Consider the following 26,735-nt stretch of genomic DNA (forward strand, 5'->3'; position numbering starts at 1 on the left):
CTAATCCGCGATGAACCTTAAAAAAGCCCAAGTTAGTAGACTAACTTGAGCTTTTTCTTATCGCTGCATTAATGCTTTGTGTTACAAATCTCAAACTTAAGCGTTCACGCCTGTCGCTTTAAAGTCAGGGTTCACTGCGGTTAGCTTTCTAACAATGTAGTTAAGAAGCACGCCGTACATAGGCACGAACAAGCCTAAGCTGATGATAAGTTTGAATCCGTAATCGACTAAGGCAATCTCAGTCCAATGCTCGGCCATAAATGGATCTGGGCTTTGGTAGAAAGCAATCGCAAAGAATGCGATGGTATCAATGGCATTACCGAATAACGTTGAGCATGTTGGGGCTACCCACCACTGTTTAAGCTGACGTAGGCGGTTAAAAACATGTACATCCAAGATCTGACCCAGTAAATAAGCCATGAAGCTCGCCGCGGCGATACGTGCAACAAACAAGTTGAACTCACCTAGTTGGCTAAAGCCTTGGAATGAACCTTCAAAGAACACCACTGACAAGAAATAAGAAACGGCCAGAGCTGGTAGCATCACTAAGAAAATGATTTTACGGGCAAGCTGCGCGCCAAAAATGCGTACGGTCAGATCGGTCGCTAGGAAGATAAACGGGAAAGTGAAAGCACCCCAAGTGGTGTGCATACCGAAGACGGTAAAAGGTAGCTGAACCAGATAGTTGCTTGACGCAATAATCACCAAATGGAACAAAACTAATAGTGCTAAGGCTTTGCGCTGTTGCGCAGGGGTAAAGTTACTCATGCTGTACCTTTTTAGTTTGGTTTGGGGGTGAGGGAACCCAAATCGAGTCATTTCTTCGAATAATCCAAGAAAGCTCTTACCAATAATGTGAATTAAAAAATGTATCTAAAAATTGCTCTGCTGAGCGGCGGGCGATTATACATTAATCAATATTGGCTGCAACGGTGAGAACAAACGCAAACGTTTATTCTCACTTTTATTGGTGAATAGCTCTAGAAGCTGTGTTTTAGAAGAGATGCCAAAAGTTAAAAACCGCGCTTGAAAAGCGTCGCGAGATAATCAAACTCTTCTCGGCTTTCTTCAGCGTTTAACGACTCAAACCAAATTGATTCACTGTAATGTTCGGACTTTAAGAACATTCGGCAATCTTCAAAATCAATCAACCAAGAATGCATATCGGCGTCCCATTGCTTTTCAACAACTGACGCTGACAACAACGCCACCAGCTTTTCACCTAGCACTTCATAAGAATCAAAATCAAAACTTGGAGACGTAATCAATAAACGCCCTTCCTCAGCTAAATACTCTCTTAAGCCAAATTCTGTTTGTGTTGTCATGTCCCTATCAACCTTATTCTTTTTCTATTAGTTAGACGTTTCTCGCAAACTAGCCGTGTGTGGTGATGTGTTCTTGAATCAGATCTAGGAATGGGTCTGCGTACTTATCGAGTTTACGTTGACCGACACCGTTGACTGCCAGCATTTCTCCGTATGAAGTAGGTAGTATTTCAGCCATATCAATCAAGGTCGCGTCACTGAATACCACGTATGGTGGCAAGCCATCTTCATCAGCAATCGACTTACGCAGCTTGCGCAGCTTCGCAAACAACTTCTTATCGTAGTTCTTACTGCTAAGTTTATCGGACTTAGCATTACGCACCGCTGTATCTAAACGAGGAACAGCCAATTCCAAAGACATCTCACCGCGCAGCAGCGGGCGGGCTTCTTCTGTTAGCTGTAAAGTTGAGTTACGAGTGATGTTCTGGAACAGCAAGCCTTTATGAATCAGCTGACGGAAGATACTGATCCAGTAATCATGACTGTGATCGCGGCCAATACCGTAGGTAGATAGCTTATCGTGACCATTATCGCGGACACGGATGTTCTGCATGCCTCGCATTACTTCGACCACGTAGCCCATACCAAATGACTGATTCACACGGTACACACAAGACAACGCCTTCTGTGCTTCTTGGGTCGCGTCAAAGTGTTTTGGTGGATCTAAGCAGATATCGCAGTTGCCACATTGCTTCTCGCGATATTCACCAAAATAGTTAAGCAGAACCTGACGACGACACGTTTGCGCTTCAGCAAAGGCACTCATCGCATTCAGCTTGTGCATCTCAACTTGTTTCTGTGGGCCTTCTTCTTTCTCATCTAGCATACGACGCAGCCAACCCATATCAGCCGGGTCAAACAACATCATCGCTTCAGCAGGCAAACCATCACGACCTGCACGGCCTGTCTCTTGATAGTAAGACTCGATATTACGTGGGATATCAAAGTGCACCACGAAACGTACGTTGGGTTTGTTGATGCCCATACCGAAAGCCACAGTCGCGACCACGATCTGAATATCATCGCGTTGAAAGGCTTCTTGAACGTAAGCACGCTCATCGGTGTCCATACCAGCGTGATAACCCGCGGCGCGAATACCGTTATTGCACAGCTTCTCGGTCACCATCTCCACTTTCTTACGGCTACCACAGTAGATGATGCCGCAATTGCCCTTTTGTGTTTCTAGGTAGCGAACCACCTGTGACACGGGTTTGTGCTTCTCAACCAAGTTGTAGCGAATATTAGGGCGATCAAAGCTGCCTAAGTAAGTATGCGGGTCCAGGAGCTGTAAGCGCGAGATAATATCTTTGCGCGTCGCATCATCAGCGGTTGCTGTGAGCGCCATGTAAGGCACATGCGGGAAATACTGTTTAAGCTGACCTAATGATGCGTATTCAGGGCGGAAGTCGTGACCCCATTGAGAGATACAGTGCGCTTCATCGACTGCAATCATCGAAAGCGGTAAACCTTGAAGACGCTCGATAAAATCACGCATCAACACACGCTCTGGTGACACATACACCATTTTCAGCTGACCTGAGTTCATACGATTGAACACATTCAGCAATTGGTCACGTGGCATTGAAGAGTTAATACACTCAGCGGCAACACCATTGGCCTTCAATTGGTCGACTTGGTCTTTCATCAACGAGATCAGCGGTGAGATAACCAGAGTCAGCCCTTCACGAACCAAAGCCGGAATTTGGTAACACAGAGATTTACCACCACCGGTTGGCATAATCACCAAGCTGTCTTTGCCTTCAACGGCCAAATCAATGACCTCTTGCTGACCATCGCGAAAGCTTTGATAGCCGAACACATCTTGCAAGATGGTTTGCGCATCATTCGCGGGAGTTGGTATTTGCTCAGCAATCAGAGTGGCGGTCATTGTGGTTCCTAATCGAGGTATGAAATCAGCAAGCATCTTCGGCAAGCAAGTCGCACATTGTAGAGGGGAACGCTGGCGAATTAAACCGCAAATTGTTAGGTGAAAAGGGTTATCGCTCCTATACTGACCAACTCTCTTATAAATCTTATTAATAAGCACTCAGTGCTAGAGAAAGATGCATGACACAGGAAGAACAACAACGTACGCGCCAAGGAGTTTTGCTTGCCGTCGGCGCTTACACAATGTGGGGTATCGCCCCTATATATTTCAAATCTTTAAGTGACGTTTCCCCGTTAGAGATCCTCAGCCACCGTGTAGTATGGTCTTTTTTCCTACTCGCTTTCTTACTGCACATTGGCCGCAGCTGGCGTAAAGTCCGCGACACCTTGACCTCAAAACCAAAAATGCTCTATTTGGTGGCGACATCTATTTTGGTGGGTGCAAACTGGCTGATCTTTATCTGGGCGGTGAATTCCAATCACATGCTCGATGCCAGTTTGGGGTATTACATCAACCCTCTGATTAACGTGTTACTTGGGATGCTCTTCCTCGGCGAACGCTTACGTAAGCTGCAATGGTTTGCTGTGGCTCTTGCTGCGATTGGCGTATTAATCCAATTAATTGCCTTCGGCTCAGTACCGATCGTCGCCATTGCCCTAGCCTTTAGCTTTGGCTTTTATGGCTTGCTGCGTAAGAAAGTCAGCTTAGAAGCACAAACGGGTCTGTTCATTGAAACTCTGGTGATGCTGCCTCTCGCCGCAACCTACTTACTGTTTATTGCCGATAGCCCGACCTCAAACTTATCGATGAACCCGATGCAACTCAACCTATTACTGGTTGCTGCCGGTGTGATCACCACGGTTCCATTGCTGTGTTTTACTGGCGCTGCAACTCGCTTGAAGCTATCAACACTCGGTTTCTTCCAGTACATCGGTCCAAGCTTGATGTTCTTACTGGCGGTTCTGATCTACGGCGAAGCCTTTACCTCAGATAAAGCGATCACCTTTGCTTTCATATGGGGAGCACTGGTTATTTTCAGCTTTGACGGTCTGCGTAACAACAGAAAGAACAAACGCGCTAAGCGGTAACACTGATCGTTTTTTACAAGACAATCCCTTAATACGAAGATAAGCTTGGTTGAATTGATGACTATTTGACCAAGCTTTTTTGTACCATGGATAAAGTCCACTATTACTCTACCCCAACAGAAGATATCAGCCTGATCCAAGCTCAATACCAAGAGTTTGCTTTTCAGCGCCACTATCATTTGGACTTTCACATTGGTTTAATTACCCAAGGACAGCAGAAATTCGTCTATAAAGGGACGAGCCATAATGTTGGTGCTGGCCAAGTTGTTATCATGCCACCCGATGAGCTGCATGATGGGCACTCCAAACTCGATTCGGGTTATCAAGTCAGTGTGTTTGCAGTTTCTCCCCAATGGTTTCAAGATCTTGCCGATCCCAAGAAGAATGGTCACACATTAGGCTTTTCTGAGTTGATCCTCTCCGATCAAGCTGCATTTTCACAATTACGCAACTTACACGGCCTATTAATCCATCAAAACATCAGCCAGCTCGCTCAAGATTGCTTACCTTTCGAAGGGTTCTCGACGATTGTCGATCGTTATGCGAAATTTGGATCGAAGAGTGACATCAAACTGGGTAATCAATCGATTGATACGCTAAAAGACTATTTAATGGCGAATTTGGATCAACCAGTGCGATTAGAACAATTGTCTGAGTTATGTGGTTTAACCACGACTCAATTCCAACGCCATTTTAAAAACAGAATGGGCATTACGCCTTATGCATGGCTGAGCCGTTTACGTATGGAACAGAGCATGCGTCTGATTAAGTCTGGGATATGTGGTACCAAGGTCGCGCATCAAGTAGGCTTCTATGATCAAGCACACTTCTCTAAGGCTTTCAAAACCACGTTCGGCGTCCCACCGTCACAAATCAACTAAGTGTTGATAATTTACAATTGCTCGATTTCAAATCGCGGTAAGCTACGCTCAATACGATTACTTATTTAAAAATAGCGGCAACGTTATTGAGAACTGACGATGAACGAAGTCACCATACTGATCACCCTAGCCTCTATCCACTTCATCGCTTTGATGAGCCCCGGCCCTGATTTTGCGTTAGTCGTGCAAAATGCGACGCGTCACGGACGCCAGACAGGCTTGTACATTGCGCTTGGTTTATCTTGCGGGATCTTGCTGCACTCATTGCTCAGCCTGACGGGAATCAGTTACCTAGTCCACCAACAACCCACATTATTTGCCATTATCCAACTAGCCGGCGGTAGCTACTTACTGTACTTAGGTTACGGCGCACTTAAAGCAACCTGGCAAATCATTCAGAACCACGATGATGATGCCGATACCGTCAATGCCAACGATCTGATTCTGACCAATAAGCGTCAGGCATTTTCGAAAGGGTTTGCGACCAATATTCTCAACCCAAAGGCTTTGGTGTTCTTTATCAGCTTGATGTCGAGCCTAGTGCCTGCCGACATGTCTCTGTCAGGTAAAGGCTTTGCGCTTATCATCCTATTTGGTCTGTCTCTGTTTTGGTTCTCACTACTGGCTTGGATGCTTTCGACTAAAGCATTGCAAAAGAAACTCAGCGAAGCAACGGTATACATCGATGGCTTATGTGGCGTGGTATTCAGCCTTATTGGCGTGAGTATTCTTTGGCAGTCGCTGTCCGGTTTAATCGCTTAAATTCGAATCAAGATTACAATTCGTTAACAACACTCTGGCTATCTCATCTTTCCACTGCCAATCTAGCTCTGCATATTAAAAGGAGAAGATCATGCAGTGGAAAACAAAACTAACAACCCTCGCCACTTCTACCCTACTTTTTGCCTCTCACGTCAGTTGGGCAAATCAAGCTGCCGATTCCGTCGCACCCGAACAAAGTAGTGGTTTAGAAACCAAACAGCTTGTTAAAGCCAACGATTGGATGGTCACCGCGGCCAACCCTCTTGCCACACAAGCCGGTGCTGATGTACTTGCTCGTGGTGGTAACGCGATTGACGCCATGGTTGCTGTGCAGCTTATGCTTGGCTTAGTGGAACCTCAGTCTTCAGGTATTGGTGGCGGCGCGTTCCTTGTCTATTTTGATGGCAAAGACAAACAGCTCAAGACCTATGATGGCCGTGAAACTGCGCCGCTTGATGCCACACCACGTCTATTCCAAGACGAAAACGGACAACCGCTTAAATTCTATGATGCCGTGGTTGGCGGTCGTTCTGTTGCAACGCCGGGCACGGTGCAATTGCTGTGGGACACTCACCAGAAATACGGCAAGCTAGAATGGGCATCACTGATTAAACCTATCGCTCAGTTGGCTGAAGAAGGTTTTACTATTAGTCCACGTTTAGCGACCTTGATTGAGAATGACCAACAGCGACTGAGCCGATTTGCGACAACTAAAGCCTACTTCTTCAATGCCGATGGCAGCCCAAAAGCCGCTGGCACGCAACTTAAGAACCCTGAATACGCGGCCACGTTAAACGCTATCTCGAAGGATGGTGCTAAAGCCTTCTACCAAGGTGAGATTTCTGCCGACATCATCAATACCGTGCAAACAGCGAAAGGTAACCCGGGCGTATTAGCACAGAAAGACTTCGACGCTTATTCGATTAAGCAGCGCGAGCCGGTTTGTTCTGCTTATGAAAGCTACCAAGTGTGCGGAATGGGTCCACCAAGTTCAGGTGCATTAACGGTTGGGCAGATCTTAGCGATGACCGAGCAGTTTGATCTTAAATCATGGGGACCAAACGACGCGAAATCTTGGCAAGTGTTAGCAGATGCTTCTCGCCTAGCCTTTGCAGACCGTGGTATGTACATGGCGGATCAAGATTATGTGCCAATGCCTACCCAAGGGTTAGTGAATACTGACTATTTGCAGGAACGTGCTCAGTTAATTACCGCAGGTAAGGCATTGGCAAGCGCATCTTCAGGCACACCGCCGTGGGATCACGCGATGCAGAGAAGCCAAGATGTTTCTATTGAATTACCGTCCACCAGCCACTTCAATATTGTCGATAGCGATGGCAATGTCGTGTCGATGACCACCACCATTGAGAATGCCTTTGGCTCACGCTTGATGGTAAGAGGCTTCCTACTCAACAACGAACTAACCGACTTCTCATTCAAGACCCATAAAGATGGTAAGCCTATCGCCAACCGACTTGAACCGGGTAAGCGTCCGCGCTCTTCAATGGCACCGACCATCATCATGCAAGACGATAAACCTTACATGGCAATTGGCTCTCCGGGAGGCAGCCGTATCATCGGTTATGTGGCACAAGCGATCATTGCTCACACCCAATGGGACATGGATATCCAACAAGCGATCAACCAACCACACTTCCTAAATCGCTTCGGTACCTTAGATTTGGAAAAAGGAACATCAGCGGAAAACTTCAAACCTGAGCTAGAAAAGATGGGATTTGAGGTCAACGTTCGCGATCTTAACTCGGGTTTACACGCTATTCGCATCACAAAAGATGGTCTAGAAGGTGCTGCAGACCCTCGCCGTGAAGGTGCAGCTATTGGCCAATAGGGAATAATCCTCCCTTTTTACTCGCTGCCTTGTGCGAGATCTCTCACAAGGCAGTGAGTAAATATCGATATTTGATGACGAAATTAGTCACCCACAAACCGTAACCGATTGAAATTAAACAATACGTACATTTATCATTCAAATAATTATATAGAAATTCGCTTATGCACCATTGCTGATAAATAAGGAATCGGTAATATGAATGGTGTCGGAAGGATGCTGACACGGAACAGGAAACGCCAAGGACTTGGTTATCTTCAGGATGAAGATTCGATTACTCAGGATGAATAATCGGCATGGATAGCGAAATGGACATTGAATGGACGCAATAGTAACTAGGATGGTTGCTACTAAGGAAAGACAATGGACACCTCTGGACGAGGAAAGGACTGAACATCAGGATGATGTAAAGGACACCGCTCAAGGAACAAGTGACGCGCGCTAACGAGGATTGTTGGCAGATCAGGATAAGATCAAGGACACCGCTAGGAAGGCGACGAAAGGAATACGCTGAAGGATAACAGCACACTATCATGGATTTGATGCATGGAGCACACTTAGTAGCCGGATTGCTGCGAGTAAGACTATAGACCCCGATGAGCGCAAGCTCTCGGGGTTTTTCTTTATCTGTCGTTTCACTTATTCCTCTCTCAAACAAATAAATCAAAGACCTTTAATTACAATTCTGACATTTAAAGCATTCACTTCTTAACCACTTCCGAGTAACGTAAGTCTTACTAGGCTCAACTAGTTTCATAACCATAATTAAACTAAGGACAAATTCATGTCACACGTTACCTTCAAAGGCGCTGCTGTACCACTAACAGGCACATTCCCACAAACTGGCGAACAAGCACCAAGCTTTGCACTGACTGCAGGCGACCTTTCTGAACTGACTCTTGCTTCTCTTGAAGGCAAGAAAGTGGTTCTAAACATCTTCCCAAGCATCGACACAGCAACTTGTGCAACGAGCGTACGTACGTTCAACGCAAAAGCAGCAGAACTTGAGAACACGGTTGTGGTTTGTATTTCTGCTGACCTACCATTTGCTGCAGGTCGCTTCTGCGAACTAGAAGGCATTGAAGGCGTTCAACACGCTTCAACTTTCCGTTCTCCTACATTCGCATCAGACTACGGCGTAGCGATTGCTGAAGGTCCACTAGCAAGCCTAACAACACGTGCAGTTGTCGTTGTTGATGAAAAGGGTGTGGTAACACACAGTGAGTTGGTTGCAGAGATCACTGAAGAACCAAACTACGAAGCGGCACTTGCAGCACTGTAAGTCTCCTTTCTAGGCAGGAATGCCTTAAGCTCGGAACCTGCCTATTTAGACTGGTTTCGAGCAATAAAAAAGAGCAGCCATTGGCTGCTCTTTCTGTTTTTAATGCGGATTACTTTTGAATGCTGAACGGTTTTTAAAGACCAAACTGCTTTTTAGATATTAAAGTAATAGATTAAAGCTGCTCTAAACGCGCGTAAGCCGTTACTAACCACTTAATCCCTTCACCATTAAACGCCACTTGAACTCGGCTTTGTGGGCCACTTCCTTCGAAGTTGATGATGGTGCCTTCACCAAACTTAGGGTGCTTCACGCGAGAGCCCAAGCTAAAGCCTGTTTCATTGAAGTTCTCTTTCACAGCGGTTTGGCTAAAGCGACCACTGCTTGCAGGGCGGCTGACTTGCGCTTTCATACGCACTTCATCCAGACAGGTTTCTGGCAGCTCACGAATAAAACGTGATGGCTTATGATATTTGTCCTGACCGTACAGACGACGCATCTCAGCATAAGTGATGTAAAGCTTCTCCATCGCACGGGTCATGCCTACGTAACACAGGCGACGCTCTTCTTCTAAACGCCCCGCTTCTTCGGCCGACATCTGGCTTGGGAACATGCCTTCTTCGACACCCACCATGAACACCATTGGGAACTCTAGGCCTTTGGCACTGTGCAGAGTCATGAGCTGAACCGCGTCATCAAACTCATCAGCCTGACCTTCACCCGCCTCTAACGCTGCATGAGTCAAGAAAGCAGTAAGCATGCTCATCTCATCCGCTTCTTCTGGTTTTTCAAACTGACGCGTTGCCGTTACCAATTCTTCCAAGTTCTCAATACGAGCCTTCGACTTCTCACCCTTCTCTTGCTCGTACATCGCAAACAGACCCGACGATTTAATCACGTGGTCGGTTTGTTCATGCAGGCTAAGTTCTAGCGTGTCATCTTCAAGCGCATTAATCAGCTCGATAAAGCGACTCAATGCACCCGCAGCACGACCGGGTAGCACTTGCTCTTCTATCAAAGCAACACTTGCTTCCCACATGGTTGCACCACGATCACGAGCGGCAAGACGAATCGTTTCTAACGTTTTATCGCCCAAGCCACGCGTTGGCGTATTAACCACACGTTCAAACGCCGCATCATTACTGCGGTTGCTCATTAAGCGCATGTAGCTCAAGGCGTCTCTGATTTCCTGACGCTCGAAGAATCGCATGCCGCCGTAGATTCGGTAAGGGAGACCACCTTGGATCAAAGCTTCTTCAAGAACACGCGATTGGGCGTTATTACGATAAAGCATCGCGGTATCTTCTAACGCACCGCCTTTCTCTTGCCACTCTTTGATTTTGCTGACCGTGAAACGTGCTTCATCTAGCTCGTTATAAGCTGAGTACACAGAGATTGGCTCGCCATCGTTACCATCGGTCCACAGCTCTTTACCCATACGTTCGGTGTTGTTCGAGATAAGCTCGTTCGACGCCTGCAGAATGGTTTTAGTTGAACGGTAGTTTTGTTCAAGTCGAACCGTCGAAGCTCCTGGGAATTCATCCAAGAACTTCTGAATATTTTCGATCTTCGCACCACGCCAACCATAGATAGATTGGTCATCATCACCTACGATCATCACGCGACAATCTGGGCCAGCCATCATCCGAAGCCAAGCGTATTGGATGTTGTTGGTATCTTGGAATTCATCGACAAGGATATGCTTAAAGCGTGCTTGGTAATGCTCTCGAATGTGTTTCTTATCGCGTAATAGTTCATGCGATCTCAGCAAGATTTCCGCAAAGTCGACCAAACCAGCACGGTCACATGCTTCTTGGTAAGCAGAATAGATCTTTAACCACGTTTGAGTTATTGGATCATGGTAGGCGTCAATGTGACTTGGGCGTAACCCCTCGTCTTTCTTGCCATTGATCCACCAAGAAGCTTGCTTAGCAGGCCACTGCTTTTCATCAAGGTTTTGCGCCTTGATTAAGCGGCGTAGCAAACGAATCTGATCATCAGAATCAATGATCTGGAAATCTTCTGGCAGTTTTGCATCTAGGTAGTGAGCACGAAGGATGCGGTGACAAATACCGTGGAAGGTGCCGTTCCACATGCCTGACGAACTACCCATCATCAACTCTTCAATACGACCACGCATCTCTGCTGCCGCTTTGTTGGTGAAGGTAACCGACATAATAGAGAACGGTGATGCTTGCTCTACGCTTTGCAGCCAAGCGATACGATGCACCAACACTCGCGTTTTACCACTGCCTGCACCTGCCAGAATAAGTAGGTTTTCTAAAGGTGCCGCGACCGCCTCACGTTGTTTATCGTTTAGGCCATCGAGTAAAAGCGAAGGATCTATCATTGGATATGCTCACTACTGGGTATTTATACATAAAAGTTGATTATAACCTAAACACTAGGCTGCGTTTAGGATAATAAGAAGAAAAAACAATCAAAAATTAACATCATTAATTCAATAACTTAAGAGATGAAACATCATTAATATTGATAATTTTTATAATACCGTGAAATTATTTCCCGGTTGTTCCAATCCTTTTTAGTAAGCAAGTTAACAATCCATTAACCTGCGATATGAAAATACTATTAAGTCCTAGAGGGAATGACTATGAAAAATTCTAATCTTGCTGTTACAGCTGCAATCACAAGTGTACTAGCGTTCGGCGGTGCAGTTCTTACATCAGCACCTGCGGAAGCAGCAGCAAAAGAAAAATGCTACGGCGTGGCAAAAGCTGGCCAAAATGATTGTGCAACCAAAACAAGCTCATGTGCGGGTACAGCAAAAGAAGACAACCAATCCGATGCGTTCGTAGTCGTACCTAAAGGGCTATGTGGCAAATTATCAGGTGGTAACACTCAATCATCATAATTGAGCTGCTTAGTATGGTGAGCTGACATTCAGCTCACCTCCACTTCTTGTTAGGAGAATCGTTGTGACTCAAACTCTTCACCCCTACGCAGGGGTTGGCCTTAGAACACCGCACTTGGACTTCTTTAGCCAAAATCCAGCCTTAGTAAGTTGGTTAGAAGTTCACAGCGAGAACTACTTCTTAGCTCAATCACCGCAACGACAACAACTCAGAGAAATTCGTCACGCACACAACATCAGTTGTCACGGTGTTGGGTTGTCGCTAGGTTCTGTTGAGCGCATCAATCAACATCATCTTGTGCAATTAAAAGAGCTCATTGATGATATCGAACCCTTCTTGGTTTCTGATCATCTCAGTTGGAGTCAGACAGGTGGTCATTACTTCAATGACTTGCTACCGCTGCCTTACACAGAAGAAGCATTGGAAGTCTTCGGTCGTAATGTCATCGAGGTTCAAGACAGCTTGCAACGCCCGATGTTGATTGAGAACCCATCGAGCTACCTATCCTTCAAGCATTCTACTATTCCTGAGTGGGAGTTTTTGGCTGAGGTACAAAAGCGTACTGAGTGTCGCCTACTGCTCGATTTCAATAATATTTTCGTCTCATCTTTTAATCATGGCTTTAGTTGTGAAGAGTACTTAAACGGAATACCAGCAGACAAAGTTGAAGAGATTCACTTGGCAGGTTTCACGAAGAAGAAACTCGAACAAGGTGAGATCTGGATAGACACCCACAGCAAACCTGTCTGTGATGAAGTGTGGCAGTTGTACACCCAATGGATACAGCAACACGGTTCGCGCCATACCTTGATAGAGTGGGATTTAGATATCCCACAGCCACAAGTTTTATTGGCTGAAGCAACCAAAGCCAGTGATATCTTGTATCAACACGACAAGTTCAACCAAAGGAGTCGCGCCTCATGAGCCACTCCCTAGCAGAGGTTCAATTGGAGTTTGCTAACGCCCTACGCTATCAAAACAATGGTGAGTACTGCGACATAGTGAGCGACCATTTTACCGATGAACAACGCATCCAGATTTACCGTAATAACTTTGTGATCAGCTTGAGCGAAGTTCTGGCAGCAACCTACCCACTCACTGAAATGTTGGTTGGTGAAGAGTGCTTCCAACAGATGGCTCGTCAACATGTCTTACATTATCCATCGACCTCTGGTGATGTCAGTGGTTACGGTGAACACTTTGAACAGACTATCCAAGCCTTTCCTGCCGTTATTGAGGCTGCACCTTATCTCGGTGAAGTGGCTTTGTATGAATGGCAGAAAGATAGCTTGGTAAGGTTTTCGTCACAAGCACATGTCGACCAGAGACCTCTTTCTTGCCTTGCAGATGTACCACAAGAGCAACAAGGCGCTTTAGTCTTTCATCTCAAAGATTCAATAACACTGATTCATTCTAGTTACACGATTATCGCGCTTGAACACGCCATCTATCAGCAGCAACTTGATGGGCTAGACATCAACCAAGCTGAATTTGGGGTGTTAATCCGAGCTGAGAATTCACAGGTTGAGAGCCATAGTTTGAGTGAAGAGAGCCACCAACTCCTCACTGAATTGCAATCAGGTCGAACACTCTCAGCAATCGATCCTTTATTACTACAACATCTGAATACTGTTATGGCGCTAAACGTCATCTCAGGTTTTTCAATCAATGCCGAATTGGAGGCATAACATGGATAACAACACAGTCACGAACATGATGGCTCAATACGACAGTTTGATTGAGAAATCACAGGCACTTTTTGTTCCAGTGCTTCTACTATTTTGTCGCCTTTGGGTGGCGTGGGTATTCTTTAATTCTGGACTCACCAAGATAGCTACTTGGGATAGCACGCTTTACTTGTTTGAATTGGAATACCAAGTGCCACTGCTACCTTGGGAATTGGCTGCTTACATGGGCACTGCCGCTGAGTTAATTCTACCGATGTTTTTAGCGCTCGGTTTATTAACACGACCTATGGCTGCGGTGTTGTTCGTTTTCAATATCATTGCTGTCGTGTCTTACCCTGTATTGTGGGATCAAGGCTTCTACGATCATCAGCTTTGGGGGTTAATGATTCTTATCGTTGTCGTGTGGGGCGCAGGACCATTCTCACTTGATAGAGTTTTGAAAGCGCAGTTCAGGAATTAAAATAAGTTTTCACCTCTTTTGAACTGCTAAAGCTAAATGCTACAGCCCAAACGCAAGAAACCACTCAATTGAGTGGTTTCTTTTTTAACTGGGATAAGCTTACTTATTTAGAAAAGCTTGTAGCTCTTCAGCAGAGATGCCTTGCTCTGCAAGTTCTTTTGCCAATAGCTGAACCTGCTCACCCTTACGAGACTCTACCACACGCTGAAATTGGTAAATGATATCTCGCAAAGTATCGATTGGAACTTGTTTTGCCGCACTGCGAATACGCTCTTCACTTTGGTTGCCTAGCTCTTTAAGCAGTTTACCAAACATGACCTTTTCAGGTGCATCTTCCATTTGTTCTAAGACGCGCGCCATTTCGTAGGTTGTTAATGACATTACAGTATTTTCCGTTGGGGACTAACGTTTCAATGAGTGACAAATATACCATGTTTTAACGTTTCGAAAACCGCCATTTGTATATTTTGTCACCCTTGTAACTTATGCCTTAGCAAACGTCGTGTGCCAAGACTTACCCGCTTTGCTCGCAAGCACTAATAACGCAGGAACAATCAGGAACATTTGCAGAGCAATCATCACTTGCGACGTTAAATCAAGACGTTGCATGGTACCCACAAGAAGCCCTGAACCGCTCATTTGGAACAAGCCAAGCAGCGCAGCAGCTGTACCCGCACGGTCACCGAAAGGTTCTAGAGCTTTACCTGCCGCAGCACCAAGAATCCAAGCAAAGCCAACTGACGATAAGAAGATCGGTAGCATGAACGCGATTGGAGTAGCGTGCTCAGCAAGCACCAACATAATCACACCCGCTAAGCCCAGCGTCGAGATACCAACCACCAGTGCTTTATAGGTACCAAAACGGTCCATAAATTTAGGTGCAGTAAACGCAGCTGCAATGTTGATGGCCGCATTAACACCAAACCAGAAAGTAAACTCTTTCATGGTCAGGCCTAGGTTTTCCATCAACACAACTGGTGCAGAGGTTACATAAGCGAGGATAACCGCCATCGCCATCAGACACAAGGTTGCGTGGAAAAGGAATGATGGTGTTTTCAATACTGACCAATATCGCTCAAGCTTGAATACCGCAACCTTTTCTGTCGCAGGGTTAGACTCTTTCATTTGGAAGAATAAGATAGTGCCAACAACGACAGCAAAGCCTGCCATAAAGCTAAAGTTCGAGCGCCAACCAAATTGATGTGTTAACCAAGCGCCAAGAATGGGTGCCAAAGCAGGAATAAAACAGATTGCACCATTAAGGTAGCTGATCATACGGCCACTCTTCTCTGGGCCAAATAGATCGCGAACCGTTGCAAAGGCTGCTACAGAAGTCGCACAAGCTCCTAAGCCTTGTAGCAGCCGAGCCATTAGCATCATATCAATCGATTGAGCTGCCCACGCCAAGCAAGCACTCAATGCATAGATACTAACACCTCCCAATGCAACGGTTCGACGTCCTAGCTTATCAGCCAAAGGGCCAGCAAATAATTGCCCGACACCCATGGCGAATAAAAACCAGGTAATCGTATCTTGTGCTAGTGCATGTTCCACGTGAAACGCTGTCGAAATTTGTGGCAGAGCTGGTAGGTAGATATCAATAGCCAGAGGGCTAAATAAAACCAACATTGCCAATAAAGCAACCTGCAGTTTACTAGGGGTTGGAAGCGCGTTAGAAGGCACAAGATTCTCCGAATGAGTTAATTTAGGTGCATAATAACCAACTAAAGATATGAACAAAAATGGCATATACTCATTAGCATTATTCCAAATAGGAAACTCATATGAATATTGAGAAACTATCACGCCTCGACTTAAACCTACTGGTTTGCTTACAGGTTCTGATGGAAGAGCTAAGCGTCACGCGCACCGCACATCGATTGTGTCTGAGTCAATCGGCTGTAAGTAAATCGTTAGCCAAGCTTCGTGAACAATTTAATGACCCTCTTTTCACGCGAAGCGCACATGGCCTGAGACCAACACCGAAAGCTGTTTTCCTTAAGCCTCGCTTAGAAACGTTGATCAACCAACTTGATGTTCTCACTCAGCCTGAGACATTCATTCCCAATAACAGCGACCACAGCTTTCACATCGCTGCCGTTGAGAGTGTTTACCCGCTGATTCTTCCGCACTTCTTACCAGCAATATTTCGACAAGCGCCTAAGGTCAATATCAACACCCACGCGTGGACCGAGCAAACCTTTAAGAAGCTACAGCTTGGTGAGTTAGATATCGGACTCACAGGCAAAGACATCGACATCAACGACGCGCGCTTAACCATGCTGCCGCCAGACGACATCTGCGAACAAGAGATCTACCGTGATGCACAGATGTGTGTATTAAGGCGTAACCACCCTGCTCTAAGTGGTAAATGGGATTTGGGAACCTACCTTGCGCAGCGTCATGTACAAGTAAGATGTGATGGGAACGATCGATGGCTGCTCGACTACAAACTAGCTGATCTTGGTCATCAGCGAGATATCGCTATTTCTGTTCCAGACTTCAATAGCGCCGCAAGCCTATGTACCTACACCGACTTTGTGTTTACTGCACCAAGCCACTTTACTTACCTCGTCGCCAAGCAACTCGACTTAGTGGTTGTCCCTTTACCGATGGAATTCCCACCGATGGCATACACTCTGTTTTGGCACCGTGACAGAGAAAATGACCCAGCGTTAACTTGGCTACGAGATATCATCAAAGAAAAAACTCTGCACCTTAGATAAAAATGGCGTACAGCGTTTGCAGCAAACGAACAAAAGCGCTAGCTTATTGACCTAATAAGTCCCCTCGCATGTATATCGACTGTGAGTGTTAACAAGGACCCTAACAATAAGGATAAACACAGATGCACAATATCACTGCTGAACGCGTTGCTGCGGTTCGAGCTTGGCTTGAAACAAACAATCTAGATGCCGTTATCATTCCACATGAAGACGAATATCTAGGTGAATACGTTCCTGCTCATAACGAGCGACTTCACTGGTTAACAGGTTTCACTGGCTCTGCTGGTGCGGCAGTTATCACTCGTGAGAACGCTGCTATTTTTGTTGATGGTCGCTACACGGTTCAGGTTCGTAAGCAGGTACCAGCAGAGTTATTTGAGTATCGCCACCTTATTGAAGAGCCGGCTTTAGATTGGATCACCAGTTCTCTAGCACAAGGCAGCAAGGTTGCATTCGACCCACGCATGCACACTGCTGCTTGGTTGAAAGGCGCTCAAGCTAAACTGGCAGAGAAAGTTGAACTAACAACACTATCTTCGAATCCAATTGATGAGCTTTGGTCTGATCGTCCTGAGCCTGTCGTGTCTGATGTTCGCTTAATGGCAACAGACGCAGTAGGCCAATCAAGTGAAAGCAAACGTGCGGAGATTGCTGGCTTACTAAAAGCCAAAGGTGCTGATGCCGCTATCCTTACGGAACTCGATTCGATCTGTTGGTTGCTTAACATTCGCGGCTTGGACGTATCTCGCCTACCTGTTGTGTTATCCAATGCGATCATCCACGCCGATGAAAGCGTCGACTTCTTCCTAGACCCAGCTCGTATTCCTACGGGCTTTGAAGCACACGTTGGCAATGGTATTCGCGTATCTCACCCATCAGAGCTTGAAGCACGCCTTCAATCTTTGGAAGGCAAAAATGTATCTGTCGATTCAGGTACCAGTAACGCTTGGTACACGCTGGTTCTACAAAACTCTGGTGCTCATATCATTGAAGCAGCAGACCCATGCCTAATGCCAAAAGCAGCAAAGAATGAAACTGAAATTGCCGGCATGAAAGCGTGTCACATTCGTGATGGTGTTGCGATGGCGAAGTTCCTATCTTGGATTGATGCAGAAGTCACGCAAGGTAATCTGCACAATGAAGCTGTGCTAGCAGACAAAGTTCAATCATTCCGCGAACAAGACCCAACGCTGATGGACCTAAGTTTTGACACGATTTCAGCAGCAGGCGGCAACGCAGCAATGTGTCACTACAACCACGAGAACCAACCTGAACCAGGTCAGTTAGAGATGAATACTCTTTACCTAGTCGATTCAGGCGGTCAGTACCTAGATGGTACAACCGACATCACTCGAACTATCGCGATTGGCCAGCCAAGCGACGAAATGATCCAGCAGTTCACGTTAGCGCTTAAAGGTCACATCGGTATCGCGCGTGCACGTTTCCCACAGGGTACTCGTGGTTTCCAACTTGATATTCTAGCTCGCCAACACTTATGGGCAGAAGGCTTCGACTACGACCACGGTACTGGTCACGGTGTTGGTCATTTCCTAAGTGTTCATGAAGGTCCGCAAAGCATCTCTAAGAAGCTAATCGATGTACCTCTTGTTGAAGGCATGGTGTTATCAAACGAGCCGGGTTACTACCGTGCAGATGAATTTGGTATCCGTATCGAAAACCTAGAACTGGTGGTTGAGCTGCCAACTCAAGGTGACTTCTCAGTACTAACGTTTGAGTCGCTAACACGTTGCCCTATCGATAAGCGCAACATCAACGTCGATTTACTGACACGACCTGAACTTGCATGGCTTAATGATTACCACCAGAAAGTATGGAACGATGTTAGCCCATTAGTTGAAGGTGATACATTGGAATGGTTACGCCAATCAACCACTCCACTTGCTCATGCTTAATGCTTAGCTAATTCAAACTTAATGAAATGAAGAACGGCTACCTTAGGGTAGCCGTTTTTATTTGTCGATTTAACTTCGTCGATGTTTCACGTGGAACATAAATCTGTGTGTTCGCTAACCAGAGTAAGCACTGTGCCAGTCTCGCCACACAGGATCAAAACCACGTTGACGAATCATTGACTCAACATCGGCAGCACTTCGCTCATCACTTATTTCAAATTGCTCGAGTTCTTCTTCATCAGAAGCATAACCACCAGGCTGGGTTTTAGACGCAGCCGACATACTGGTGATTCCCAATGGCAACACATTGTCGCGGAAAGCTGCAGACTCACGAGTCGAGAGAGACAATTCAACCTCAGGGTTTAATAAGCGATACGCACAGATAAGTTGAACCAACTGTTTATCACTCATAATCGATTTAGGCTGCAAACCACCCTCACACGGACGAAGACGTGGGAATGAAATCGAGTAACGTGTTTGCCAATAAGTACGCTCAAGATAGTCTAAGTGAGCGGCCACGAAGAAACAGTCGGTACGCCAATCTTCCAAGCCAATCAAAGCGCCAATACCTATCTTATCAATACCCGCTTTTGCCAAACGATCGGGCGTTTCGAGCCGGTATTCAAAATCCATTTTATTGCCACGCAAGTGGTGTTCCGCGTAGGTACTTGGGCTATACGTTTCTTGGTAAACCATCACCGCATCTAAGCCGAGAGTTTTAAGCTCTGCGTAGTCATCTTGATCAAGCGGCTGCACTTCCATCGCAAGATAGTTAAATTGTGCCTTAATATTCGGTAGCACTTCACGGAAGTACTTCATCCCGACCTTGGTTTCATGTTCACCAGTCACCAACAATACACTATCAAACTTCATCTTTTTGATAGCGGCACTTTCAGCATCGATTTCATCTAAAGTAAGTGTGCGACGCTTAATGCGGTTCTCCATTGAGAAACCACAATACGTGCACGCATTCGCACATAAGTTTGAGAGGTAAAATGGAATATACAACGACATTGTATTGCCGAATCGCTTGCGTGTGAGTGCCAACGATTGTTGCGCCATCTGCTCTAAGTAAGGTTCTGCTGCCGGAGAGATAAGAGCCTTAAAGTCTTCCAAGTCGCGTTTAGGTTTACTCAGAGCGCGCTCAACATCCGCTGCCGTTTTACTGAAGATGGACATACCAATGTCATCCCAGTTGAGCTGTTTAAATCGATCAACAAACGTCATAAGGACACTACTCGTCTAGGAATGAAGTTAGCGGACTAGAAGCAACCGCATGAGACACCTGTCCAGCAAGACCAGAAAGGTAAGCCATACGGCCAGCTTCAACTGCCAGTTTAAAAGCAATCGCCATATCAACGGGTTGTTGAGAAGCCGCAATTGCAGTATTAACTAACACGGCATCCGCGCCCATTTCCATTGCACGAGCAGCATGAGATGGCGCACCAATACCAGCGTCAACAATCACAGGGACGTTCGCTTGGTCGATAATGATCTCTAAGAAGTCTGCCGAAGCGATACCTTTGTTCGACCCAATCGGCGCACCTAGCGGCATAACCGCAGCACAACCCACCTCTTCCAATCGTTTACACAACACTGGGTCAGCATGACAGTAAGGCAACACAACAAAGCCATCTTTAACCAGTTGCTCAGCCGCTTTTAATGTCTCAATTGGGTCTGGCATCAAGTACTTTGGATCAGGGTGAATTTCCAGTTTGAGCCAGTTTGTGCCTAGCGCTTCGCGAGCCAAATGCGCAGCAAAGATGGCATCCTTCGCGTTCTTCGCCCCGGAGGTATTTGGTAACAAGTTCACGCCAGCATCAATGATGGGCTGTAAAATATCATCTTGCTCAGAGCGAATATCAACTCTCTTCAACGCCATGGTTGCCAGTTGAGAACCGGAAGCTTCGATAGCACTCGCCATTAAATGTTTATTCGCGAACTTGCCCGTTCCAGTAAAGAGTCGTGATTGAAATGTTTTATCTGCGATAGTTAACATAGTTAGCCTCCTGCAATAGCTTGGAAAAGAGAAATAGCATCGCCTTCATTGACGACCCTTTGTTGCCACTGACTACGCGGGACAACCGCATTATTGATAGCAAAGACACAACCCAGATCGGGTAGTGAAAGCGCTTGGATGATATCCGCTAGAGACGACGATTGTGCAACCTGTTCTGGTTGCTCATTGATAGAGATCGTTATGTTGCTCATTGGGTTTCTTCTTCTAAATGGTTAACTGTAGATGTGCAGCAAACGGGGCATTCACTATCTTGAGTGACACTTAAGTTTTGCCAGTTCATCGTCTGACCATCAAACAGTTTGAGCTGATGTGTTACAACCTGGAACTCGCCAGTGCTAATACGTTGAATCGCTGCCAGTGCTTGGAGGTTGCCTATGGTGCCAACAACTGGGCCGATGATGCCGCTATCGCTACAACGTGTCGTTTGTGGATGATGACTGAACGGGAACAAACAGTGATAGCACCCTATCTGCATCTGATAATCAAAGACAATAAACTGACCTTTCCATCCGATCGCAGAACCAGAAACCAAAGGTGTCTTGCTACCAAAACATGCTTGGTTAACCTGCTGACGTGACTCAAAGTTGTCAGTACAATCCAACACCAAATCAGCGAGCATCACCTCAAGCTCAAGCTGGCTCTGAGTCATTCGCCTATTGATGGTTCTCACTTGGTTTCGACCATTAAGCTCAGTCAGTTTTTGCTTCAGAGCTTCGACCTTAGGCGAACCTAACTGGCTTTCCTTGAACGCAACTTGTCGTTGAAGGTTAGACGAATCCACACAATCATCATCAACTAATACGATTTTCCCGATACCGGAAGCCGCAAGATAGAGAGCCGCAGCATTGCCTAAGCCACCACAACCGATGACCAATACATGGCTATCTAATAGATTGCGTTGCCCTTGCTCACCCACTTCAGGAAGTGCGAGTTGTCGTTGATAACGAATGAATTCGAAATCATTCAGCATGACTTAGCTCCTGAGTTACCTCTTTAGCAGCACCTGAAGAACGGTCAGCCATTAATGCTTCGAAGAACTCAATCACTTGTTTTGGGTCTTCGGCTAACGTAATCGCACGTACAACAGCAAGGCTCGATACCCCACAACTCCACACCTGTGCGGCCGTCGACTGGTCAATTCCACCAATCGCAACTGTCGGATAACCGGTGAGTTCTTCTGTGTATGGGATAGTATCAATCAGCTGCTGATAGAGAGATAAACGCACAAGTCCTTGAGGCTTCGATGGCATCTGCTTAGTGGTGGTTGGGAATATATGCCCCAGCGCAATATAGCTTGGGTTGATTTGCACAATGCGTAGCAACTCGTAATAACCATGAGTCGATAGACCGATCTTAATACCAGCTTGGCTCAGTTGAGATAGGTTGGATTCTTCGATGTCCTCTTGCCCCAAATGAACACCAAAAGCATCATGCTTAAGTGCCAATTGCCAATAGTCATTGATAAAAACCTGAGCGTTGTGCTCTCTACCGAGTTCGATAGATCGCGCGATTTGTTGTTCTAAATCTGCTTGCTGTGGGTTCTTAATACGCAGTTGAACTGTGTTAATTCCAAGCTTGAGCAGCCTTTCGATCCACTCAACATCATCAACCACTGGGTATAGTCCTAGGCTACTCTTACTCAATTCCGGGAACGACAGTGATGTTCCTTGGTGCGCCCAACCAACACTAATATCCAGTCGCTCATCTTCGAGAACGGGAATAGGAAAGTTTTGATAGTTTGCTGGCCATGTTCCACGTGAAACACTAGATGCTGCGCGAGCTAAAACCAGTGCATCTTCTAATGGGAATTCCAACGCCAACAAAGTAAGTAACCAAGCAAAGTGGCCACGACTATCTAACTCCTGATGAGCTGGAGTTTCACTCTTGATAGCACGATTAGAATCTAGCTGTGACCAGATATCCAATGCAGCTGAGTCATCTAAGACACCGATATAGATGGTATTCGGAGTTTGTGCCAAGGCATCGCGGACACCAGCTAGCGCCACTGAATGACTGTAATAAACGATATGATCAAGCTCACTTGAGCGACACTCCGCCAATGAATCAACATCATGAGCAAAACCAATAGATAACGCTTGCTGAGCATCAACGATAGAGAAGCATTGAGTTGGGCTTACACCCAACTCAACTGCATCGGTTGCCAAGCCTTGTCGCTTAGCAACCAATAGACAGCTTTGCACCTCTCCCGTTAGCTCAATATTTTGAGATGGGATAAGAATCTTCACTGTCATTATTCCTCTAATTGAGCTTCTTTTGCGCCTACTGCTGGGTGATAAAGTTCAGAGCCAGTATCACGGAACTCTTGTGATTTCTGACGCATCCCTTCCAACGGATTATCAAGCATCTTAATCTCGATAGCCTGATCAGCAGCCACTTGTTCAGTGTCTTTCGCGTACTCTCGAACTTCTTGAGAGATCTTCATTGAACAGAATTTAGGTCCACACATAGAGCAGAAGTGAGCAACCTTGCCCGATTCTTGTGGCAGGGTTTCATCGTGGAAAGAACGGGCTGTTTCTGGATCTAAAGCTAGATTAAATTGGTCTTCCCAACGGAATTCAAAACGAGCTTTAGATAATGCATTATCTCGGATTTGTGCGCCCGGATGCCCTTTTGCCAAGTCTGCTGCATGTGCTGCCAGCTTGTAAGTAATCAAGCCAGTCTTCACATCTTCTTTATTTGGTAAGCCCAAATGCTCTTTAGGTGTTACATAACAAAGCATCGCACAGCCGTACCAACCAATCATCGCCGCGCCAATACCAGAGGTAATGTGGTCATAACCCGGTGCAATATCAGTGGTCAGCGGGCCTAACGTATAGAAAGGCGCTTCATGGCAGTGCTCTAACTGCTCATCCATGTTCTCTTTAATAAGATGCATAGGTACATGTCCAGGACCTTCAATGATCACCTGAACATCGTATTCCCAAGCCACTTTAGTTAACTCACCTAGAGTACGTAACTCCGAGAACTGAGCCTCATCATTGGCATCTGCAATAGAGCCAGGACGTAGGCCGTCACCTAGTGACAAAGCCACATCGTACTTCGCACAGATCTCACAGATCTCGCGGAAGTGTGTGTATAGGAAGCTTTCTTGGTGATGTGCAAGACACCATTTCGCGATAATAGAGCCACCACGAGAAACAATACCTGTCACACGCTTAGCCGTCATAGGAACATAACGAAGAAGCAAACCAGCATGGATAGTGAAGTAATCAACGCCCTGCTCCGCTTGTTCAATCAAAGTATCGCGCATCACTTCCCAGTTAAGGTCTTCGGCTACGCCATTCACTTTCTCAAGCGCCTGATACATAGGAACCGTACCAATCGGCACTGGGCTATTACGTAGGATCCATTCACGAGTCTCGTGGATATTACGGCCAGTAGAAAGATCCATTACGGTATCGCCGCCCCAGCGAGTCGACCATACTAGCTTCTCAACTTCTTCTTCAATCGAAGAGCTTACAGAAGAGTTACCGATATTGGCGTTCACTTTCACTAAGAAGTTTCGGCCAATAATCATAGGTTCTGATTCTGGGTGGTTGATGTTTGAAGGGATGATAGCTCGGCCTTCAGCGACCTCTTTACGCACGAACTCAGGGGTAATTTCTTTTGGCAGGTTTGCGCCAAAGTTATGGCCTGGGTGTTGGTGATTAAGCTGTTCATCAGCGAACTTCTGACGCCCCATGTTCTCACGTATCGCAATGTACTCCATCTCAGGAGTGATAATTCCCTGACGAGCATAATGCAGTTGAGTTACACATTGGTCGCCAGTAGCGCGACGAATTCGAGGCAGGTTTCCGTAACGAAGGTCGTCTAGGGTTTCATCTTCTAAACGTTCTTTGGTGTAAACAGAGCTTACATCATCGAGCAATTCCGTATCACCACGCTCTTCAATCCATTGCTCTCGCAACTTAGGAAGGCCACTATAAAGGTCTATTTCATGCGTAGGATCGGTATAAACACCTGAGGTGTCGTAGACATGAATTGGCTCATTAGGTTCGAATACAGGCTCTTTTTTGCTGCCACCAACAAGGCTATCTGCGAGGGATATTTCTCGGACAGGGACTTGAATGTCCGCTCGAGACCCTTGGATGTAAGCTTTTTTTGAGTTTGGATAAGGTTGTACAGATAAAGAATCAATGAAATTCTTCGCTTCCAGTCTTGCTTGTTTACGACTCGACATAGCATTTTTCCTTGGCTTTTAGCCATTATTTATAGGGATAAAAATGCTTGACGGATAAGATGCTACAAGAGGGATCACAGCAAGAAAATGCAGTTGTGATCTGGAGATAGATCTCTAGAAGGATTCTAGTTAGATATCTACTCTTGTTCCCTTCGCAGGTATTAGCCTGATCAGGTTCAACGGATCCCGAGTTAACGGTCTCAGCCATATGGCACTCCGACAAGTACGATCGAGTATATAAAAACGGCTTGGATAAACCAAGCCGAGTTGTTAACAAATCGTAAGAAAGTTTTAAGACTTTATCAGAAGTTGGAAGCCGATCCATGCGGCTGAAATACTGAGAACCACATTGAGCAGTACATTGAGCCCCATCTTGAAGAACGCACCCTGCTGCATAAGAAGCACGTTATCCATCGAAAACGTAGAAAATGTCGTCAGGGCTCCAAGGAAACCAAGACCGATAATTTGTCTCCACGGCTCCGTCGCAACCATCTCATTTTCAAACGCGGCGATGAGCAATCCCATAATCAAAGAGCCAATTACGTTAACAGTCAGCGTACCGTAAGGAAAACCACGCCCTAACATCACAACGCATAACTCTGAAATCAAGTAACGTGAACAAGCACCAAACGCGCCACCGATGGCGATAAAACCTAGAATAGATAACTGACCCATGAATCCTCCCAAACAATAATCCCTATATTCTAGCTTTAACGCCGATAAAAGCGAGGGTAGAAACTAAGAATGCATGCGCAAATATTAAACGTTACAGGTGTCACTTAACTTCAATATATCCCATCAAACCCGTTTTCATGTGTTCTATAACATGACAATGATACATCCAGCGGCCAGGGTTGTCGGCTACAAATGCAGCTTTAGCTCGGCCATTTTTTCCAAGTAACACTGTATCAGTATGGAAAGGTTCTTCAACTTTCTTCCCATCAAGTTCCAATACAGTGAATGTATGGCCGTGAATGTGAATCGGGTGATGATATTGGGTGACGTTCTTTAGATCGAATATGTAAGTCTTACCTAACTCTAAAGTCGTCAACGGCTCAGGAATATTGTCTTTGCTCATTCCTTCCCATGCTCTTTTATTAGTAAGCCAAAACTTAGGCATCGATTTCCCATCTTTAGAAACTGGTGATACCGCACCTTCCCACTCGAACACAAAATCGATCTCTTCAGCATTAGCAAGATCTAGATTAGGTACCGGGTTAAGAGGTAACAATGGCAATAAACGCCCTTCAGTAAGGGGGGAATCTACTACCTCGAACTCACATAAAGAGAAAGGAAAGCGGCCCTTCATTTGAAGTACATTAACTCGCTCGCCTACTTTGGGCGCTATCAGTCCAATATCCACGCGCATCCCTGGGCCGATTTTATGTTTAGTCAGTTTATATGGCGTCTTTACAGGATTACCATCAATGGCAATCACCCATGCCTCAGCCCCTTCGACAGCAATAGGATAAGTGATCGTATTATCGACATTCGCGATACGCAGTCGAGTCGTTGCGTGCTGCTTTAATTGGTATACAGGTTCATGAACACCATTAACGCTACTCCACTCTCCTGGAGTGCCCATACGAGCACTGAGTCGTGGGATCATTAGATCTTTCCATTGGCCTTTCTTATCTATATGCCAATGTTTAAGCATCAGTGCGTGCTCTTCATCAAACGGCACTGGAATGCTCTCCTCAACGATAATTAGACCAACCAAGCCCATACCAAGCTGCTTAACGCTGTTCATATGTGGGTGATACCAATTAAAGTAAAAAT

Annotated in this window: 25 protein-coding genes and 1 riboswitch; of the genes, 11 read left to right on the forward strand and 14 right to left on the reverse strand. The window is 45.9% G+C overall.

The window, feature by feature from the left end; translation table 11 throughout:
- Window positions 1-96: 96 nt before the first annotated feature.
- From AB4138_RS22185 to recQ, 3 genes are all read right to left on the reverse strand, one after another.
- On the reverse strand, window positions 97-768 hold the full coding sequence (locus AB4138_RS22185) for a 7-cyano-7-deazaguanine/7-aminomethyl-7-deazaguanine transporter (RefSeq protein WP_017061333.1): 672 nt from the start codon (window positions 766-768) through the stop codon (window positions 97-99).
- Between the two features lie 245 nt (window positions 769-1,013).
- Window positions 1,014-1,325: a DUF3630 family protein gene (locus tag AB4138_RS22190; RefSeq protein ID WP_017061332.1), complete on the reverse strand. Its 312-nt coding sequence runs from the start codon at window positions 1,323-1,325 to the stop codon at window positions 1,014-1,016.
- A gap of 49 nt (window positions 1,326-1,374) precedes the next feature.
- Entirely contained in the window at window positions 1,375-3,213 is a 1,839-nt protein-coding gene (gene recQ, locus AB4138_RS22195; protein ID WP_017065746.1) for an ATP-dependent DNA helicase RecQ, read from the reverse strand.
- A 179-nt stretch (window positions 3,214-3,392) separates the two neighbouring features.
- Here recQ and rarD point away from each other — a divergent pair, with 179 nt between their 5' ends.
- The 5 genes from rarD to tpx all read left to right on the forward strand — a co-directional run bounded on the left by rarD (window position 3,393) and on the right by tpx (window position 9,075).
- Window positions 3,393-4,301, forward strand: coding sequence for an EamA family transporter RarD (rarD, locus tag AB4138_RS22200; protein WP_372307735.1), 909 nt, complete (start codon window positions 3,393-3,395; stop codon window positions 4,299-4,301).
- A gap of 86 nt (window positions 4,302-4,387) precedes the next feature.
- On the forward strand, window positions 4,388-5,182 hold the full coding sequence (locus tag AB4138_RS22205) for an AraC family transcriptional regulator (protein WP_017077762.1): 795 nt from the start codon (window positions 4,388-4,390) through the stop codon (window positions 5,180-5,182).
- Window positions 5,183-5,281: 99 nt separating this feature from the next.
- Complete coding sequence (locus AB4138_RS22210; protein WP_009848188.1) at window positions 5,282-5,944, forward strand: LysE family translocator; 663 nt, start codon at window positions 5,282-5,284, stop codon at window positions 5,942-5,944.
- A 91-nt stretch (window positions 5,945-6,035) separates the two neighbouring features.
- Complete coding sequence (ggt, locus tag AB4138_RS22215) at window positions 6,036-7,793, forward strand: gamma-glutamyltransferase (protein WP_372307738.1); 1,758 nt, start codon at window positions 6,036-6,038, stop codon at window positions 7,791-7,793.
- Window positions 7,794-8,577: 784 nt separating this feature from the next.
- Entirely contained in the window at window positions 8,578-9,075 is a 498-nt protein-coding gene (tpx, locus tag AB4138_RS22220) for a thiol peroxidase (RefSeq protein ID WP_372118648.1), read from the forward strand.
- A 172-nt stretch (window positions 9,076-9,247) separates the two neighbouring features.
- On the opposite strand, the gene uvrD is transcribed toward tpx, so the two are convergent.
- Entirely contained in the window at window positions 9,248-11,422 is a 2,175-nt protein-coding gene (gene uvrD / locus AB4138_RS22225) for a DNA helicase II (RefSeq protein ID WP_017061325.1), read from the reverse strand.
- A 264-nt stretch (window positions 11,423-11,686) separates the two neighbouring features.
- Here uvrD and AB4138_RS22230 point away from each other — a divergent pair, with 264 nt between their 5' ends.
- The 4 genes from AB4138_RS22230 (at window position 11,687) to AB4138_RS22245 (ending at window position 14,096) form a co-directional block, all read left to right on the forward strand.
- A complete protein-coding gene (locus AB4138_RS22230) occupies window positions 11,687-11,947 on the forward strand; it encodes a DUF2282 domain-containing protein (protein WP_004736650.1) in 261 nt (86 codons plus the stop codon).
- Between the two features lie 64 nt (window positions 11,948-12,011).
- Complete coding sequence (locus AB4138_RS22235) at window positions 12,012-12,872, forward strand: DUF692 domain-containing protein (RefSeq protein WP_372307741.1); 861 nt, start codon at window positions 12,012-12,014, stop codon at window positions 12,870-12,872.
- Entirely contained in the window at window positions 12,869-13,636 is a 768-nt protein-coding gene (locus tag AB4138_RS22240) for a DNA-binding domain-containing protein (protein ID WP_017061323.1), read from the forward strand. Before AB4138_RS22235 ends, AB4138_RS22240 begins: the two co-directional genes overlap by 4 nt.
- Before the next feature lies 1 nt (window position 13,637).
- The gene (locus AB4138_RS22245) at window positions 13,638-14,096 is read left to right on the forward strand and encodes a DoxX family protein (protein WP_017061322.1); all 459 of its coding nucleotides are present in this window, start codon (window positions 13,638-13,640) and stop codon (window positions 14,094-14,096) included.
- Between the two features lie 99 nt (window positions 14,097-14,195).
- Here the strand turns inward: AB4138_RS22245 and AB4138_RS22250 are convergent, their stop codons facing one another.
- Complete coding sequence (locus AB4138_RS22250) at window positions 14,196-14,477, reverse strand: hypothetical protein (protein ID WP_009848181.1); 282 nt, start codon at window positions 14,475-14,477, stop codon at window positions 14,196-14,198.
- 102 nt (window positions 14,478-14,579) lie between these two features.
- Window positions 14,580-15,779, reverse strand: a complete 1,200-nt coding sequence (locus AB4138_RS22255; protein ID WP_029235524.1) for a multidrug effflux MFS transporter — start codon at window positions 15,777-15,779, stop codon at window positions 14,580-14,582.
- 101 nt (window positions 15,780-15,880) lie between these two features.
- Here AB4138_RS22255 and AB4138_RS22260 point away from each other — a divergent pair, with 101 nt between their 5' ends.
- Window positions 15,881-16,822: a LysR substrate-binding domain-containing protein gene (locus AB4138_RS22260; RefSeq protein WP_004736656.1), complete on the forward strand. Its 942-nt coding sequence runs from the start codon at window positions 15,881-15,883 to the stop codon at window positions 16,820-16,822.
- Between the two features lie 122 nt (window positions 16,823-16,944).
- On the forward strand, window positions 16,945-18,735 hold the full coding sequence (locus AB4138_RS22265) for an aminopeptidase P family protein (protein ID WP_102393433.1): 1,791 nt from the start codon (window positions 16,945-16,947) through the stop codon (window positions 18,733-18,735).
- Between the two features lie 114 nt (window positions 18,736-18,849).
- Here the strand turns inward: AB4138_RS22265 and thiH are convergent, their stop codons facing one another.
- The 8 genes from thiH to AB4138_RS22305 all read right to left on the reverse strand — a co-directional run.
- A complete protein-coding gene (gene thiH / locus AB4138_RS22270; RefSeq protein WP_372307744.1) occupies window positions 18,850-19,962 on the reverse strand; it encodes a 2-iminoacetate synthase ThiH in 1,113 nt (370 codons plus the stop codon).
- A 7-nt stretch (window positions 19,963-19,969) separates the two neighbouring features.
- A complete protein-coding gene (locus tag AB4138_RS22275; protein ID WP_017067772.1) occupies window positions 19,970-20,734 on the reverse strand; it encodes a thiazole synthase in 765 nt (254 codons plus the stop codon).
- 2 nt (window positions 20,735-20,736) lie between these two features.
- Window positions 20,737-20,946 (reverse strand): sulfur carrier protein ThiS, encoded by a 210-nt coding sequence (gene thiS, locus AB4138_RS22280; RefSeq protein ID WP_017061316.1) that lies wholly within the window; start codon window positions 20,944-20,946, stop codon window positions 20,737-20,739.
- Complete coding sequence (locus AB4138_RS22285) at window positions 20,943-21,725, reverse strand: ThiF family adenylyltransferase (RefSeq protein ID WP_372307747.1); 783 nt, start codon at window positions 21,723-21,725, stop codon at window positions 20,943-20,945. Before AB4138_RS22285 ends, thiS begins: the two co-directional genes overlap by 4 nt.
- Window positions 21,715-23,007 (reverse strand): thiamine phosphate synthase, encoded by a 1,293-nt coding sequence (locus tag AB4138_RS22290; protein ID WP_017061314.1) that lies wholly within the window; start codon window positions 23,005-23,007, stop codon window positions 21,715-21,717. Before AB4138_RS22290 ends, AB4138_RS22285 begins: the two co-directional genes overlap by 11 nt.
- Window positions 23,007-24,956, reverse strand: coding sequence for a phosphomethylpyrimidine synthase ThiC (gene thiC, locus AB4138_RS22295; RefSeq protein WP_102333086.1), 1,950 nt, complete (start codon window positions 24,954-24,956; stop codon window positions 23,007-23,009). The genes AB4138_RS22290 and thiC overlap by 1 nt, the downstream gene beginning before the upstream one ends.
- A gap of 130 nt (window positions 24,957-25,086) precedes the next feature.
- A riboswitch (TPP riboswitch) is annotated at window positions 25,087-25,185 on the reverse strand.
- Window positions 25,186-25,247: 62 nt separating this feature from the next.
- On the reverse strand, window positions 25,248-25,631 hold the full coding sequence (crcB, locus tag AB4138_RS22300) for a fluoride efflux transporter CrcB (RefSeq protein WP_004736665.1): 384 nt from the start codon (window positions 25,629-25,631) through the stop codon (window positions 25,248-25,250).
- Window positions 25,632-25,731: 100 nt separating this feature from the next.
- Window positions 25,732-26,735, reverse strand: a 1,004-nt coding sequence (locus AB4138_RS22305) for a multicopper oxidase family protein (protein WP_372307749.1), incomplete at its 5' end; no start/stop codon positions are given.

Source organism: Vibrio sp. 10N.286.52.C3 (genome assembly GCF_041468865.1).
GTDB classification, from domain to species: domain Bacteria; phylum Pseudomonadota; class Gammaproteobacteria; order Enterobacterales; family Vibrionaceae; genus Vibrio; species Vibrio crassostreae_C.